The sequence below is a fragment of the Streptomyces solitudinis genome, from assembly GCF_036323765.1.
GTDB lineage: Bacteria > Actinomycetota > Actinomycetes > Streptomycetales > Streptomycetaceae > Streptomyces.
Genome location: NZ_JAZDCW010000004.1, coordinates 393321 through 407404, shown reverse-complemented (window position 1 = coordinate 407404; position 14084 = coordinate 393321). Strand labels below are relative to the sequence as shown.

The window sequence follows — 14084 nt, the reverse complement described above, 5'->3', positions numbered from 1 at the left end:
TCCCGGCGCCCGTCTACGATGCAGCGAGACCAGCACGCCCGCCGCTCCACCGCCGCAGCGGCTCACCACCCTTCCCCGAGGAGCCGCACCGCCATGCCCGACACCCCCGCCTACCCCGTCGGACTGCGGCTGGCCGGACGCCGCGTGGTCGTGCTCGGCGGCGGCACGGTCGCCCAGCGGCGGCTGCCCGCGCTGGTGGCCGCGGGGGCGGACATCGAACTCGTCGCGCCCGCCGCCACCCCGTCGGTGGAGGCCATGGCCGAGGCCGGTGAGCTGCGCTGGCAGCGCCGCGCCTACCGGGACGGCGACCTGGCGGGCGCCTGGTACGCGCTCATCGCCACCAGCGACGCGGCGGCCAACGCGGCGGCCTCCGCCGAGGCCGAGGCCCGGCGCGTGTGGTGCGTGCGCAGCGACGACGCCGAGGCGGCCACCGCCTGGACACCCGCCACCGGGCGCAGCGAGGGCGTCACGGTGGCCGTCCTCACCGGCCGCGACCCGCGCCGCTCGGCCGCCGTACGGGACGCCGTGGTGGCGGGGCTGCGCGACGGCACCCTCGTCGCCCCCCAGCACCGGGCCCGCACCGCCGGGGTGGCGCTCGTCGGCGGCGGCCCGGGGGACCCGGACCTGATCACCGTGCGCGGCCGCCGCCTGCTGGCGGAGGCCGACGTGGTCATCGCCGACCGGCTCGGCCCCCGTGACCTGCTCGACGAGCTGCCCCCGCACGTCGAGGTCATCGACGCCGCGAAGATCCCCTACGGCCGGTTCATGGCGCAGGAGGCCATCAACCACGCGCTCGTGGAGCACGCGAAGGCCGGGAAGTCCGTCGTGCGGCTCAAGGGCGGCGATCCGTACGTCTTCGGGCGTGGCATGGAGGAGGTCGAGGCGCTGACGGCGGCCGGGGTGCCCGTGACCGTCGTGCCCGGCATCTCCAGCTCCATCAGCGTGCCGGGAGCCGCCGGCGTCCCGGTCACCCACCGGGGTGTGGCGCACGAGTTCACCGTCGTCAGCGGGCACGTGGCCCCCGACGACGAGCGTTCCCTCGTGGACTGGAAGGCGCTGGCCGCCCTGCGCGGCACCCTCGTCCTGCTCATGGCCGTCGAACGCGTCGGCGCGATCGCGCGGACCCTCGTCGCCCACGGGCGGGACGCTCACACGCCGGTGGCCGTCGTCCAGGAGGGCACGACCGCCGCGCAGCGCCGCGTCGACGCCACGCTCGCCACCGTCGAGGAGACCGTGCGCCGGGAGGGCGTGCGTCCGCCCGCGGTCGTCGTCGTCGGCGACGTCGTGGCCGTCGGGCCGCTCGCGCCGGGGCGCTCCCGTGGCTGAGCCCGTCACCGTCGAGGACGCGGACGACCCCCGGCTGCGCGACTACACCGGCCTCACCGACGTGGAGCTGCGACGCCGCCGCGAACCGGCCGAGGGCCTGTTCATCGCCGAGGGCGACAAGGTCATCCGGCGCGCCCTGCACGCGGGCTACCCGATGCGCTCGATGCTGCTGTCGGCCAAGTGGCTGGACACCATGCACGACGTCATCGCGCGGACGGCCGCCCCCGTGCACGTCGTCAGCCCGGAGCTGGCCGAGCGCGTCACCGGATACCACGTGCACCGCGGCGCCCTGGCCTCCATGGGACGGCTGCCCCTCCCGGCCCCGGCCGGCCTGCTCCCGGCGGCCCGCCGGGTCGTCGTGCTCGAATCCGTCAACGACCACACGAACGTCGGCGCGATCTTCCGCAGCGCCGCCGCGCTGGGCATGGACGCCGTCCTGCTCTCCCCGGACTGCGCCGACCCGCTCTACCGGCGCGCGGTCAAGGTGTCCATGGGCGCCGTCTTCGCCGTGCCGTACGCCCGGTTCGACGCCTGGCCGGACGGCCTCGACGCGCTGCGCGCCGCCGGGTTCGAACTGCTGGCGCTCACCCCGGACGCCGGGGCCGTGCCGCTGGACGAGGTCGTGGCCCGCCGCCCCAAGCGGGCGGCCGTCATGCTGGGCGCCGAAGGCGACGGGCTCAGTGCCCGCGCCCTGCGGGCCGCCGACACCCGCACCCGCATCCCGATGGCCCACGGGGTGGACTCGCTCAACGTGGGCGCCGCCGCGGCCGTCGCCTTCCACGCGATGCGGCCGTAGCGAGGAACGCGGCCGCACCGCACGGGCCCGGGCGGGCGGCGCGCCGTGCCCCGTCACCGGCGCGCCGGCGCGTCACCCGGCCCGGACGGGAGCCGCCGCCGCGCCCCCGCCGGCGGGGGGAGCCGACGCGCGGTCCGCGGGGCCCTGGCAGCCCTGGGCCGCCGCGATACCGAGCGCCACGAGCACGGTGACCGTCACGAACACCACCAGCCGCTGCCGCAGCAGCCTGCGGCCGGCGTCGTCCCGCGGCCTGCGCGCCGGGCGCGACGGCCGGTGCGGGGGACGGCCGTCGCGGCCCGGCCCCGGGCGGGCGGGACGCCGGGCGCCGGAACCGGCGGACCGCCTGCCCTCACCGTTCGCGGGCCGTGGCACTGCCCGGGGCGGCGGCGTGCCCGGCGCCCGGCCGCGCCGTCCAGCGGGCGGCCCGGACGGCTCCGCCCCCGCGGCGGCACCGGACGCCGGGCCCGTCGGCACCGCGCCCGCGGGCCGGGGCGCCGTCGCCGCGCCCTGCCGGGGCGCCGGACGCGGCACGGGCCCGCCGGGGCGCTGCCGCACCGGCTCGGCGGCGTGCCGCGCGGCCGGGCGCGGCACCGGCGCTCCCGGCTCCGGCAGCCCGCGGGCCTCGCGGGCGGCGATCTCCTTGAGCCGTAGCGACAGTTGCAAGGTGGTGGGCCGCTCCTCGGCGGACTTGGCCAGGCACGCATGCACGATGGGCGCCAGCGCCGGCGGCACCAGGTGGAGCTGCGCCTCCTCGTGCACGACGCGGTAGAGCATCACCTCGGAACTGCCCTGCCCGAAGGGGGAATCACCGGTCGCCGCGTACGCCAGGGTCGCCCCGAGCGAGAAGACGTCGGTGGCCGGGGTCACAGCCGCGCCCCGCACCTGCTCCGGCGCGAGGAAACCGGGGGAGCCCACCGCCGTCCCCACGTGGGTGAGCGTGCTCGCCCCGGTGGCCCAGGCGATGCCGAAGTCGATGATGCGCGGCCCCTTGGGGGACAGCAGGATGTTGGACGGCTTCAGGTCGCGGTGCACCACACCGGCCTCGTGCACCGCCACCAGCCCCTCGGCCAGCGCCGCGCCGACGGCGGCCACCTGCGCGGGCGGCAGCGGCCCGCCCTCGTGCACCTTGTCGTGCAGCGAGGGGCCGGGCACGTACTGGGTGGCGAACCAGGGACGCTCCGCCTCCAGGTCGGCCGCCACCAGGCGGGCGGTGCAGCCGCCGCGGATGCGCCGGGCCGCCGACACCTCGCGGGCGAAGCGGGAGCGGAACTCCTGGTCCTCGGCGAGGTCCGGGCGGATCACCTTGAGCGCCACGCGCTGCCCGCGCCGGTCGGAGCCCAGGTACACCACGCCCATGCCGCCCGCGCCGAGCCGCCGGTGGAGCCTGAACGACCCGACGACTCGCGGGTCCTCACGTCGGAGCCGCATCATCGTCATGTCCTTCCCCGACCTCCGGTGGGGAGGCCCCGCGTGCCCGTCGCTGCTGACGGTGACAGCTTACGGACTGGTGCCGCCGTGCGCCGCAAGGCCGCGCACGCGGCGCCGACGGTTTGTCAGCGGCCCCTGGCCCGCCGGGAGTCCGCCGTCCCCGGCCCCGGCCGGGGACGGCGCCGGGGGCCGGGCCCGCCAACCACCAGGCCGTTTCCGGGACCTGACGCACCAGCAGGTGCGGACCGGCCGCCGCCGCGAACCGGGGCGCCGTCCGCGCCGGGCGGCCGGGGGCCGTGGGCGGCCCTTGAGCGGCCGCGGGGCCCCGGGTGCGGGGTGACCGACGTCACCCGCCTGGCCTGCGGTGTTCCCCCGCCCCTTCCGGGAGGACCCGGGGACGGCCGGTGTCCCTCTCCACCCTGGGGACTACGCGGGCGGGTGCGGTGTCCTCCTGCGGGATGCCCCTGACTCGGTACGCGGGCATGACGCCCGGGGGGTGCCCGCCCGCCTACGGTGGTGGACAAGCGGCGGGTGAGGAACTCGTCCCCCGAGGTCATCCACCCGCCGCCTTCGGACACACACGACAGGAGCAGGAACCATGGCGTACCCGGCAGCACGGACGACCGCGCGGACGCGGCCCGGCGGCTTCGCCGTACGGCCGGCCGGCGCGGGCGGCCGTACGCCGGGGACGCGGCACCCTCTGGTGGCCGCCGCCATGGTCCTGCCGCTGGCCGTGCTCCTCGCCGTCGTCTTCGGCGGCGTGGACGCCGTGCTGGACCATGCGTCGTCCGTGGCGGGAATGCTGGAGCGCTGAGGCGCGAGCCAGGCCCGGGAGAGCGGCCCGGGGCTGGGGTTTCCTGGCCGTACAACCCCGTGGGGACGGGGGTGCGACGGACGGCACGTAAGCCCGGGCAGCCATCGAGCTGCCCGGGCTTCGCGCTGCCCGCCTCCCGCCGGGGGGCGGGCAGGAGACACGGACCGGGCCCGGACGCGGACAAGGCCCCGACCACGTGGGTCGGGGCCTTGCCTGTGGTGGACGATACTGGGATTGAACCAGTGACCTCTTCCGTGTCAGGGAAGCGCTCTCCCGCTGAGCTAATCGTCCATGGGAGCCCGGCGCCGCCGGGAACCGCGTGCGCGATACTGGGATTGAACCAGTGACCTCTTCCGTGTCAGGGAAGCGCTCTCCCGCTGAGCTAATCGCGCGGGAAGGTCCGAAGCGGACCAGTGGACGATACTGGGATTGAACCAGTGACCTCTTCCGTGTCAGGGAAGCGCTCTCCCGCTGAGCTAATCGTCCATGGAGGTGGAGACGGGATTTGAACCCGTGTAGACGGCTTTGCAGGCCGTTGCCTCGCCTCTCGGCCACTCCACCAGGAGTGAGTGCGGGACCGGCTGGGCCCCCACTGTTCCGAGCGGACGACGAGATTCGAACTCGCGACCCTCACCTTGGCAAGGTGATGCTCTACCAACTGAGCCACGTCCGCACTGCCCTCCGGCCCGCTCAAGCGGTCCGGCGACGTGTTGAACTTTAGCTGATTCCCGGGCCAGCTCAAATTCCGTTCACCCAGCGTGCCCGTCCTAGACTCGCTCCTGTGCTCGATTCCGCCCCTCTCGCCCGCTTCGGAGGCCTCGTCGCCTCCGACCTGCGCGACGTGACCCACGACCCTCGGGCGCTGGACTCCAGCGGCTGGTGGGCGGTCGTCGCCGACTTCGAGGGACGGCCCCTGTGCGCCCGGTTCGGTGACGTCCGCCCCGCCCCGCCGCGCGCCCGCGCCGCCGCCCAGTGGCACGGTCCCGCCCCCGGCGCCTGGACGTCCTCGCTGGACCGGGACGGCTACGTCGCGGGGGTGCGGCGCATCCGCGCGCACATCGCGGCGGGCGAGGTCTACCAGGCCAACCTCTGCCGCGTGCTGACCGCACCGCTGCCCGCCCCGGACACCGCCGACATCGACGGCCTCGCCGCGCTGCTGGCCCGCGGCAACCCCGCGCCCTACGCCGGCACCGTGCGGCTGCCCGCGCACGGCGTCGAGGTCGCCACCGCCTCACCCGAGCTGTACCTGCGCCGGTCCGGGCGCACGGTGACCTCCGGTCCGATCAAGGGCACCGGACGCACCGCGGCCGACCTGCTGGAGAAGGACCACGCCGAGAACGTCATGATCGTCGACCTGGTCCGCAACGACCTGGGACGGGTGTGCGCCCCCGGCAGCGTCACCGTGCCCGCGCTGTGCGCCGTCGAGCCGCACCCGGGCCTGGTCCACCTGGTCTCCACCGTCCGCGGCGAACTGGCCGACGGCGCGGGCTGGGCCGAACTGCTGGCGGGCACCTTCCCGCCCGGCTCGGTGACCGGCGCGCCCAAGGCCAGCGCGCTCGGCATCATCCGCGCCCTGGAACCCGTGCCGCGCGGCCCGTACTGCGGCGCCGTCGGCTGGGTGGACGCCGACCGGGGCACCGGCGAGCTGGCCGTCGGCATCCGCACCTTCTGGACCGACCGCACCGCCCCCGGCGGCCCCGCGCTGCGCTTCGGCACCGGTGCCGGGATCACCTGGGGCTCGGACCCGGACCGGGAATGGGCGGAGACCGAACTGAAGGCGTCCCGGCTCCTCACGGTAGCGTCGGGGGTGCACCGACAGGCGGGAACCGGAGGCAGGACGTGACGCTGATCTGGCTGGACGGGAAGCTGCGCGACGCCGACAGCGCGCGGGTGTCGGTCTTCGACCACGGACTGACGGTCGGCGACGGCGTCTTCGAGACGCTCAAGGCCGTCGCGGGCCGCCCCTTCGCGCTCACCCGCCACCTGGAGCGCCTGGCCCGCTCCGCGCGCGGCCTCGGGCTGCCCGAGCCCGACGGGGACGAGGTGCGGCGGGCCTGCGCGGCCGTCCTTGAGGCCCACCCGGTCGCGTTCGGCCGCCTGCGCGTCACCTACACCGGCGGCCCGTCCCCGCTCGGCTCCGACCGGGGCGAGGCCGGGCCCACGCTGGTGGTCGCCGTCGGCGAGGCCGTCCGGCGCCCGGACACCACCGCCGTCGTCACCGTCCCCTGGACGCGCAACGAGCGGGGCGCCGTCACCGGCCTCAAGACCACCTCCTACGCCGAGAACGTCGTCGCCCTGGCCCAGGCCCGCCGCCAGGCCGCCACCGAGGCGCTGTTCGGCAACAGCACCGGTCAGCTGTGCGAGGGCACCGGCTCCAACGTCTTCGTCGTCCTGGACGGCGAGCTGCACACCCCGCCGCTGGCCTCCGGCTGCCTGGCCGGCGTCACCCGCGCCCTCGTCCTGGAGTGGACCGGAGCCAAGGAGACCGACCTGCCGCTCGACGTGCTGGAGCGCGCCGAGGAGGTCTTCCTGACCTCCTCGCTGCGCGACGTCCAGGCCGTCCGCCGGATCGACGGGCGGGACCTGCCCGGCGCCCCGGGCCCGGTCACCGCCGACGCGATGCGCACCTTCCAGGAGCGCGCGGGTGCCGACATCGACCCCTGAGCACCGCCGGGCGCCCGTGCGGCGGCGCCGCGCCCGGGGTAGGTACCCCCGATGACGACCACGCTGCGCCCCACCGGCCCGGAGGAGCGGCAGGCCGACGGCGGCCGCTCCCGCACGTACGCGATCTGTGACAACAGCCGGCCCGTCGGCACCCTGCGGCTCACCGCCCGCCCGGCGCCGGCCGGGGCGGGCTCCATCGACGCGCTCACGGTGCACGAGCCCGACCGGCGCCGGGGCCGGGCGACGGTGGCCGCGCTCGCCGCCGAGGAGGTGCTGCGCGGCTGGGGCTGCCGCCGGGCCGACGTGGCGGTCCCCGCCGGAGCCGGCGGCGCGCTGCGGCTCGCCGGGGCCCTCGGCTACACCGAGAGCAACCGCCACCTCGTCAAGGAACTCGGTGGCGAGGCATCCGGCCCGCCCCCGCTGCCCGGGGGCAGCACGGTCCGCCCGATGTCGGACACCGACTTCACCGCCTGGCTCGGCCCGGTGCGCGCGGAGTACGCCCGCACCTGGGTCCGCCACGGCCTGCCCGCCGCCGAGGCGGCGGCGAAGGCCGAGCGGGACCACGCCACGCTGCTGCCCGGGGGCGCCGCCACACCGGGCACCGCCCTGCAGGTGCTCTCCCACGCGGGCACGGACGTGGGCACCCTGTGGCTGGCCCTGCCCGGCGCCCGTCCCGCCGCCGGGGACGCGGGCGGCGGCTACGTCTACGACGTGCGGGTGGCGCGGGAGCACCGGGGGCGGGGGCACGGGCGCACCCTGCTGCTCCTGGCCGAGCGCGAGTGCCTGGCCGCCGGGGCGCGGTCGCTGGCGCTCAACGTCTTCGCCGACAACGCACCCGCCCGCGGGCTGTACGACGCGCTCGGCTACCGCCCCGCCCGGATCTTCCTGACCAAGCCGCTGTGGTGACGCACGCCCCGGCCCCGCCCCGGCCCCGCGCAGGCCTCGCCGCGGACCCGGCGAGGCGCCGGCGAGGCGCTGGCGAGGCGCCTGCGCGGGTCAGGGCGCGGAGGCGCCGAGCAGGCGGTCCGCGACGGCCGCCACGCGCTCGCGCAGCCCCTCCTGGCTCGCGCCGCCGTCCAGCCGCTCGCCGCCGATGACGTACGTCGGGGTGCCGGTGACCCCGAGCGCCCGCCCCTCGGCCTCGTCCGCGTCCACCGCCAGCAGGTGCCGCCCGTCGATGAGCGCCAGCTCCACCTCGTCCGCGTCCAGCCCGAGGTCGCGGGCGATGCCGGGCAGCACCGGCTCGCCGCGCTCGCCCAGCTCGGCCGTGCGGGCGAGCAGCGCCCGCACGTAGTCCTCGCCCCGGCCCTGGGCGTACGCCTCCTCGGCCGCCTGCGCCGCCGCGTAGGCGTGCCGGTGCCGGGCGAGCGGGAAGTGCCGCAGCCGCACCTCCAGCGCCCGCCCGTACCGCTGCCGCAGCAGGTCGACGTCGGTGAGCGCGGTGTGGCAGTCGGGGCACTGGAGGTCGAACCACGTGTCCAGCACGGCCGGGGCGGGGGAGGCGGAGGTGTCGGTCATGGGGCCAGTCTGTCAGCCGGACGTGGCCCCGCCGACGCCGAGCGGTGCAGGATGGAGGCATGCTCACCGTGACCGTCTGCGCCGCACTGACCGCCGTCGGGCTCGCCGCGTCCACCGCGCTGGCCTGGCGCCGCCGCTTCTCCGCCGCCGCCCGCCTCGCCGCCGTGTCCCTCCTGCCCCTGGGCCTGGCCCTGTCCGGGCTGCTCGCCCTGGCCGGACGGATCGGCCGGGCGATCGGCTCGTGGGCCGGCGCCCTGGTGCTCGACCCGCAGGTGTGGGCGGGCTTCGGCATCCTCGCCTCGGCGGTGGTGCTGTACGCCGCCGGCCGGCTGGCGGCCTCCCGAACCGCCCGGCGCGGCGGTCCCGCCGCCGCGGACGCCGGCCGGGGCCGTCCGGCGCCGCCGCCCGCCGCCGGACGTCCCGCGGTGTCGAGGGGCCAGGCCGGGAAGGAGAGCGGGGGCGAGGACTTCTCGGAGATCGAGGACATCCTGAAAAAACACGGGATCTGATGAACTCCGCGCCCGTTCGGGCGTTTTGGCCCCGGCGGGCCGGCTGACTGCGCCATCATCGCGGCGAGATGCCGCACGACCCACCGGGCCCCGCCCCGCACGCCCCGCCCCGCCGCACCGGCGCGCACGCCGCCGCGGACACCCCGCACCCGGACGCCGAGCCGCGCGGCTGCCTGTTCGCCCTCTCCCAGCCGCCGCTGATGCTCTTCCTCGCGGTGATCGGCGTCCTGCTCCTGATCACCGCGGTGCACGACCTGTTCCTGCTGTGAGCTGTTCCCGCTGTGAGCCGGGGCCCGGTGAGCCGGGGCGGCGGTCAGTTGCCCGCCGACTCCCGCTGCCGGGCCCGGTAGGCCGCCACGTGCAGCCGGTTGCCGCAGGTGCGGCTGTCGCAGTAGCGGCGCGAGCGGTTGCGGGACAGGTCGATGAACGCCCGCCGGCAGTCCGGCGCGGCGCAGCGGCGCAGCCGCTCCCGCTCCCCGGCGACGAGGAGGAAGCCGAGGGCCATGCCCCCGTCCGCCGCCAGGTGGTCGGCGACGGAGGCGCCCGGCGCGAAGTAGTGCACGTGCCAGTCGTAGCCGTCGTGGTCGGTGAGCTGCGGCGTCGTGCCGGCGTCGGCGACCAGCGCGTTCACCAGGTCCGCCGCGCTGCGCTGGTCGGCGGCCGCGAAGACCTGCGCGAACTGCTCGCGCACCCGCCGCACGGCCAGCAGGTCACCGTCGGTCAGGTCGCTCACCCCGCTGAAGGCGTTGCGCCGCACGTAACCCGCCAGGGCTTCGAGGTCGGTGAGCGTGTCGGGCGTCCCGTCGTCCGCCCTGGTGTTGAGCAGGTCGACCACGGCGTCGAGCGCATACCGGGTGTCGTGGTTGATCAGCACGGTCGGTCGCTCCCCAGGCCGGTGTCGTCTCCGCTCCCATGGTGCGCCATCGGCGGGGCGTGGGAGCGGTGCGTCGTGCCCGGAGACTCTAGCCGGTCCCGGCGCACCGGTGCCGCCGCCACGACGGCGCGTGGCGGCGGCACCGGCGTACCGCGCGGGCCCCGGCCCCGTGCCGTCGCCCCGAGTCGGACGGCACGGGGAACCGGAGGTCTTCAGCTCTCGGCGAGGATGTGCGAGAGCTCGGTGTCGAGGTCGAAGTGACGGTGTTCGGTGCCCGGGGGCACCGCCGCGTCGGTCCGCTTGAGGAACGACTCCAGAGCCCGCGCGGGGGCCTCCAGCAGCGCTTCGCCCTCGGGGGAACTGAGGGCGATGCAGACGACGCCCTGCCCGTGGCTTCGGGAGGGCCAGACACGGACGTCTCCGGTGCCCGTGGGGCGGTGCAGCCCCTCGGCGAGGAGATCGCGGGCGAAAACCCACTCGACGGTCTCCTCGGCACCGGTGTGGAAGGTGGCATGCACGGCGTAGGGGTCGGCCGTGTCATACCGGAGGCCCGCGGGTACAGGCAGGGAGGACTCGCTCGACACAACGAGGCGCAGGTGCAGCTCGCAGCTGACCGTGGTGTTCATAAGCGCCAGGGCCTTTCGCTCAGTGTGCGCTCGGGGGTTCGCACGTCGGCGAAATCGACATGCCACCTACCGGCCGGTTGTAAACCCCTCTGACCGGTTTGTTCCTCCGCAAGTCGTTCGTACAGCGGATCGGCACTTGCGGTCATACGTCCGTCCCGGTGAACGCTCACCCGCGGCCCGCGTGTCGTCCCGCCCCCGGGTGCGGCGGCCGGGACGCCGGGGGGGGGTGGCAATCCATGGTCATCGGGCGCTGTGGCATGCGGTAATGTGGGCGTCGCACCGCGGGCGATTAGCTCAGTGGGAGAGCGCTTCGTTCACACCGAAGAGGTCACTGGTTCGAACCCAGTATCGCCCACCGCGTGCACCGGGCCCGGAGGCGTGAACTCCGGGCCCGGTGGCGTTTGCGGGCCCTGGCCCGCGCCTCGCCCGGCCCCGGGCGGCCGGGTCCGCGGGTGCCGCCGGACGGCCCCGCCACGTTTTGGCGAACCACCACCGGCGCTGTATGGTTCTCTCCGTGCCGCAGGGCACAGGGGGCGATTAGCTCAGTGGGAGAGCGCTTCGTTCACACCGAAGAGGTCACTGGTTCGAACCCAGTATCGCCCACCCCAGCAGGCCGGTCCGGCACCCGCGGACCGGCCTTTCGCGTACCCGGCCCACCCCGCGCGGACGGGCCGTGGCGGGCCCGGCGCCCGCCGCCCCGGCCGCCGGGCGCCGCGGCTCCCGGGGCGGGCGACCGCTTCGCGCCCGCAGGGCCGGGCTCGGTACGATTCCAGCTGCGCCCGGCACCCGCCCCGCGCATCCCGGCATGAGTCAGGAGAGATCCGGTGTCCGATGTCCGTGTGACCGTCCAGCGCGATTCCGAGCGGGAAGAACGCGTGGTGACCACGGGCACTACGGCCGCCGCCCTCTTCGACGGCGAGCGCGCCGTCGTCGCCGTCCGGGTGGGCGGACAGCTCAAGGACCTCGCCTACGCGCCGGCCGACGGCGAGGTGGTCGAGCCCGTCCTCATCTCCAGCCCCGACGGCCTGGACATCCTGCGGCACTCCACCGCCCACGTCATGGCCCAGGCCGTGCAGGAGCTGTTCCCCGAGGCCAAGCTCGGCATCGGACCGCCGGTCAGGGACGGCTTCTACTACGACTTCGACGTCGCCGAGCCCTTCCACCCGGAGGACCTCAAGCGCATCGAGAAGAAGATGCAGGAGATCGTCAAGCGCGGGCAGCGCTTCTCCCGCCGCGTCACCACCGACGAGGACGCACGCGAGGAACTGGCCGGCGAGCCGTACAAGCTGGAGCTGATCGGCCTCAAGGGCTCGGCCGCCGAGGCCGCCGAGGGCGCCGGAGCCGAGGTGGGCGCCGGTGAGCTGACCATCTACGACAACCTCGACGCCAAGACCGGCGAGCTGTGCTGGAAGGACCTCTGCCGGGGTCCGCACCTGCCCACCACCCGCGTCATCCCCGCGTTCAAGCTGATGCGCACCGCCGCCGCCTACTGGCGCGGCAGCGAGAAGAACAAGCAGCTCCAGCGCATCTACGGCACCGCGTGGCCGAGCCGGGACGAGCTGAAGGCGCACCTGGAGTTCCTCGCGGAGGCCGAGAAGCGCGACCACCGCAAGCTCGGCGCCGAGCTTGACCTCTTCTCCATCCCGGAGGACATCGGTTCGGGCCTGGCCGTCTTCCACCCCCGGGGCGGCGTCATCCGGCGCGCCATGGAGGACTACTCGCGCAGGCGGCACGAGGAGGCGGGCTACGAGTTCGTCTACACCCCGCACGCCACCAAGGGGCAGCTCTTCGAGAAGTCCGGGCACCTGGACTGGTACGCCGACGGCATGTACCCGCCCATGCAGCTCGACGAGGGCCAGGACTACTACCTGAAGCCCATGAACTGCCCCATGCACAACCTGATCTTCGACGCCCGCGGGCGGTCCTACCGCGAGCTGCCGCTGCGCATGTTCGAGTTCGGCACCGTCTACCGGTACGAGAAATCGGGGGTCGTGCACGGCCTGACCCGCGCCCGCGGCTTCACCCAGGACGACGCGCACATCTACTGCACCCGCGACCAGATGGCCGGCGAGCTGGACTCGCTGCTCACCTTCGTGCTGAACCTCCTGCGCGACTACGGCCTCACGGACTTCTACCTGGAGCTGTCCACCAAGGACCCCGAGAAGTCCATCGGCTCGGACGAGAACTGGGAGGAGGCCACCGAGGCGCTGCGCCAGGCCGCCGGGAAGCAGGGCCTGGAACTCGTCATGGACCCGGGCGGCGCGGCGTTCTACGGCCCCAAGATCTCCGTCCAGGCCCGGGACGCCATCGGCCGCACCTGGCAGATGAGCACCATCCAGGTCGACTTCAACCTGCCCGAGCGCTTCGACCTGGAGTACACGGCGGCCGACGGGTCGCGGCAGCGTCCCGTCATGATCCACCGTGCGCTGTTCGGCTCGATCGAGCGGTTCTTCGCGGTGCTGCTCGAACACTACGCGGGCGCCTTCCCGGCCTGGCTGGCCCCGGTGCAGGCGGTCGGCATCCCGATCGGCGACGACCACGTGCCCTACCTCGGGGAGTTCGCCGCCGAGGCCAGGAAGCGGGGGCTGCGCGTGGAGGTGGACGCCTCCTCCGACCGGATGCAGAAGAAGATCAGGAACGCTCAGCGCGCCAAGGTGCCCTTCATGGTCATCGCCGGGGACGAGGACATCGCGGCCGGGGCGGTGAGCTTCCGCTACCGCGACGGTTCGCAGAAGAACGGCATCCCGCGCGAGCAGGCGCTCGCGGAGATCGCCGACGCCGTCGAGCGCCGCGTCCAGGTCTGACGGCACCGCCCGGGTGCGGACCGCCGCACGGACCGCACCCGGGCGGTGCCGCCCCTCCCGGGGCCCGGCTCCCTCCGGCGTGCCCCGGCCGCCCCGGCGACGCACGGGCGGCGGGCCACGCCATATGCTGATCCGCATGAGCAGCGAGCCGGAGCAGCAGATCGGGGTCGGAGCGCCGGACGCCTTCCAGCGTCTGTGGACGCCGCACCGGATGGCGTACATCCAGGGGGAGAACAAGCCGTCCGGCCCGCGGGCCGAGGACGGCTGCCCGTTCTGCCGCATCCCGGACAAGAGCGACGAGGACGGGCTCATCCTGGCCCGCGGGCGCCACGTCTACGCCGTGCTCAACCTCTACCCCTACACCGGCGGCCACCTCATGTCGGTGCCCTACCGGCACGTCGCCGACTACACCGGCCTCACCGACGAGGAGACGGCCGAGCTGGCCGAGTTCACCAAGCAGGCCATGACCGCGCTGCGGGCCGCCTCCGGCGCGCACGGCTTCAACATCGGCCTCAACCAGGGGACGGCGGCCGGCGCGGGCATCGCGGCGCACCTGCACCAGCACGTCGTACCGCGCTGGGGCGGCGACACCAACTTCATGCCCGTCGTCGGGCACACCCGCGTGCTGCCGCAGCTGCTCGCCGACACCCGCCGCATGCTCGCCGAGGTCTGGCCCCCGGCGAGCCGCGGCTGACGCCCCGCCGGCGTCCGCGGTCCGGCTAGCG

The 14084-nt window shown here is 75.4% G+C and carries 14 protein-coding genes and 7 tRNA genes; 12 read left to right on the top strand and 9 right to left on the bottom strand.

Annotated elements, in window-relative coordinates; translation table 11 throughout:
* Nucleotides 1–93 precede the first annotated feature (93 nt).
* Both cobA and V1J52_RS13115 read left to right on the top strand, forming a co-directional pair.
* Nucleotides 94–1326, top strand: coding sequence for a uroporphyrinogen-III C-methyltransferase (gene cobA, locus V1J52_RS13120; protein ID WP_330139905.1), 1233 nt, complete (start codon nucleotides 94–96; stop codon nucleotides 1324–1326).
* Nucleotides 1319–2122 carry a TrmH family RNA methyltransferase gene (locus V1J52_RS13115; RefSeq protein ID WP_330139904.1) on the top strand — a complete coding sequence of 268 codons (804 nt, stop codon included), beginning with the start codon at nucleotides 1319–1321 and terminating at the stop codon, nucleotides 2120–2122. Before cobA ends, V1J52_RS13115 begins: the two co-directional genes overlap by 8 nt.
* Nucleotides 2123–2194: 72 nt before the next feature.
* Here the strand turns inward: V1J52_RS13115 and V1J52_RS13110 are convergent, their stop codons facing one another.
* Entirely contained in the window at nucleotides 2195–3559 is a 1365-nt protein-coding gene (locus V1J52_RS13110; RefSeq protein ID WP_330139903.1) for a serine/threonine protein kinase, read from the bottom strand.
* 589 nt (nucleotides 3560–4148) lie between these two features.
* Here V1J52_RS13110 and V1J52_RS13105 point away from each other — a divergent pair.
* A complete protein-coding gene (locus V1J52_RS13105; RefSeq protein ID WP_330139902.1) occupies nucleotides 4149–4364 on the top strand; it encodes a hypothetical protein in 216 nt (71 codons plus the stop codon).
* 216 nt (nucleotides 4365–4580) lie between these two features.
* Here V1J52_RS13105 and V1J52_RS13100 read toward each other — a convergent pair.
* The 5 genes from V1J52_RS13100 to V1J52_RS13080 all read right to left on the bottom strand — a co-directional run bounded on the left by V1J52_RS13100 (nucleotide 4581) and on the right by V1J52_RS13080 (nucleotide 5037).
* Nucleotides 4581–4655, bottom strand: a tRNA-Val gene (locus V1J52_RS13100).
* Between the two features lie 29 nt (nucleotides 4656–4684).
* Nucleotides 4685–4756: transfer RNA gene (locus V1J52_RS13095), tRNA-Val, on the bottom strand.
* A 22-nt stretch (nucleotides 4757–4778) separates the two neighbouring features.
* Nucleotides 4779–4850, bottom strand: a tRNA-Val gene (locus V1J52_RS13090).
* A gap of 1 nt (nucleotide 4851) precedes the next feature.
* Nucleotides 4852–4925 (bottom strand) — tRNA-Cys (locus V1J52_RS13085).
* Nucleotides 4926–4964: 39 nt separating this feature from the next.
* Nucleotides 4965–5037 (bottom strand) — tRNA-Gly (locus tag V1J52_RS13080).
* Nucleotides 5038–5145: 108 nt separating this feature from the next.
* Here V1J52_RS13080 and V1J52_RS13075 point away from each other — a divergent pair.
* The 3 genes from V1J52_RS13075 to V1J52_RS13065 are packed head-to-tail and all read left to right on the top strand — an operon-like array spanning nucleotide 5146 to nucleotide 7934.
* A complete protein-coding gene (locus tag V1J52_RS13075; RefSeq protein WP_330139901.1) occupies nucleotides 5146–6207 on the top strand; it encodes a chorismate-binding protein in 1062 nt (353 codons plus the stop codon).
* Nucleotides 6208–6209: 2 nt separating this feature from the next.
* Complete coding sequence (locus V1J52_RS13070; protein ID WP_330140109.1) at nucleotides 6210–7028, top strand: aminotransferase class IV; 819 nt, start codon at nucleotides 6210–6212, stop codon at nucleotides 7026–7028.
* A 51-nt stretch (nucleotides 7029–7079) separates the two neighbouring features.
* Complete coding sequence (locus tag V1J52_RS13065; RefSeq protein WP_330139900.1) at nucleotides 7080–7934, top strand: GNAT family N-acetyltransferase; 855 nt, start codon at nucleotides 7080–7082, stop codon at nucleotides 7932–7934.
* 90 nt (nucleotides 7935–8024) lie between these two features.
* On the opposite strand, the gene V1J52_RS13060 is transcribed toward V1J52_RS13065, so the two are convergent.
* The gene (locus V1J52_RS13060) at nucleotides 8025–8546 is read right to left on the bottom strand and encodes a DsbA family protein (RefSeq protein ID WP_330139899.1); all 522 of its coding nucleotides are present in this window, start codon (nucleotides 8544–8546) and stop codon (nucleotides 8025–8027) included.
* A gap of 59 nt (nucleotides 8547–8605) precedes the next feature.
* Here V1J52_RS13060 and V1J52_RS13055 point away from each other — a divergent pair, with 59 nt between their 5' ends.
* Together V1J52_RS13055 and V1J52_RS13050 are read left to right on the top strand one after the other, a co-directional pair.
* Nucleotides 8606–9055, top strand: coding sequence for a hypothetical protein (locus tag V1J52_RS13055; RefSeq protein ID WP_330139898.1), 450 nt, complete (start codon nucleotides 8606–8608; stop codon nucleotides 9053–9055).
* Nucleotides 9056–9123: 68 nt separating this feature from the next.
* Nucleotides 9124–9324 (top strand): hypothetical protein, encoded by a 201-nt coding sequence (locus tag V1J52_RS13050; RefSeq protein WP_330139897.1) that lies wholly within the window; start codon nucleotides 9124–9126, stop codon nucleotides 9322–9324.
* Nucleotides 9325–9368: 44 nt separating this feature from the next.
* Here the strand turns inward: V1J52_RS13050 and V1J52_RS13045 are convergent, their stop codons facing one another.
* Together V1J52_RS13045 and V1J52_RS13040 are read right to left on the bottom strand one after the other, a co-directional pair.
* Entirely contained in the window at nucleotides 9369–9929 is a 561-nt protein-coding gene (locus tag V1J52_RS13045) for a CGNR zinc finger domain-containing protein (protein WP_330139896.1), read from the bottom strand.
* A gap of 212 nt (nucleotides 9930–10141) precedes the next feature.
* Nucleotides 10142–10555: an SsgA family sporulation/cell division regulator gene (locus tag V1J52_RS13040; RefSeq protein ID WP_003959770.1), complete on the bottom strand. Its 414-nt coding sequence runs from the start codon at nucleotides 10553–10555 to the stop codon at nucleotides 10142–10144.
* 283 nt (nucleotides 10556–10838) lie between these two features.
* Here V1J52_RS13040 and V1J52_RS13035 point away from each other — a divergent pair.
* The 4 genes from V1J52_RS13035 (at nucleotide 10839) to V1J52_RS13020 (ending at nucleotide 14053) form a co-directional block, all read left to right on the top strand.
* A tRNA-Val gene (locus V1J52_RS13035) sits at nucleotides 10839–10910 on the top strand.
* 176 nt (nucleotides 10911–11086) lie between these two features.
* Nucleotides 11087–11158, top strand: a tRNA-Val gene (locus V1J52_RS13030).
* Between the two features lie 221 nt (nucleotides 11159–11379).
* Nucleotides 11380–13359, top strand: coding sequence for a threonine--tRNA ligase (gene thrS / locus V1J52_RS13025; RefSeq protein WP_330139895.1), 1980 nt, complete (start codon nucleotides 11380–11382; stop codon nucleotides 13357–13359).
* A gap of 124 nt (nucleotides 13360–13483) precedes the next feature.
* On the top strand, nucleotides 13484–14053 hold the full coding sequence (locus V1J52_RS13020) for an HIT family protein (protein WP_330139894.1): 570 nt from the start codon (nucleotides 13484–13486) through the stop codon (nucleotides 14051–14053).
* The last annotated feature ends 31 nt before the right edge of the window (nucleotides 14054–14084 follow it).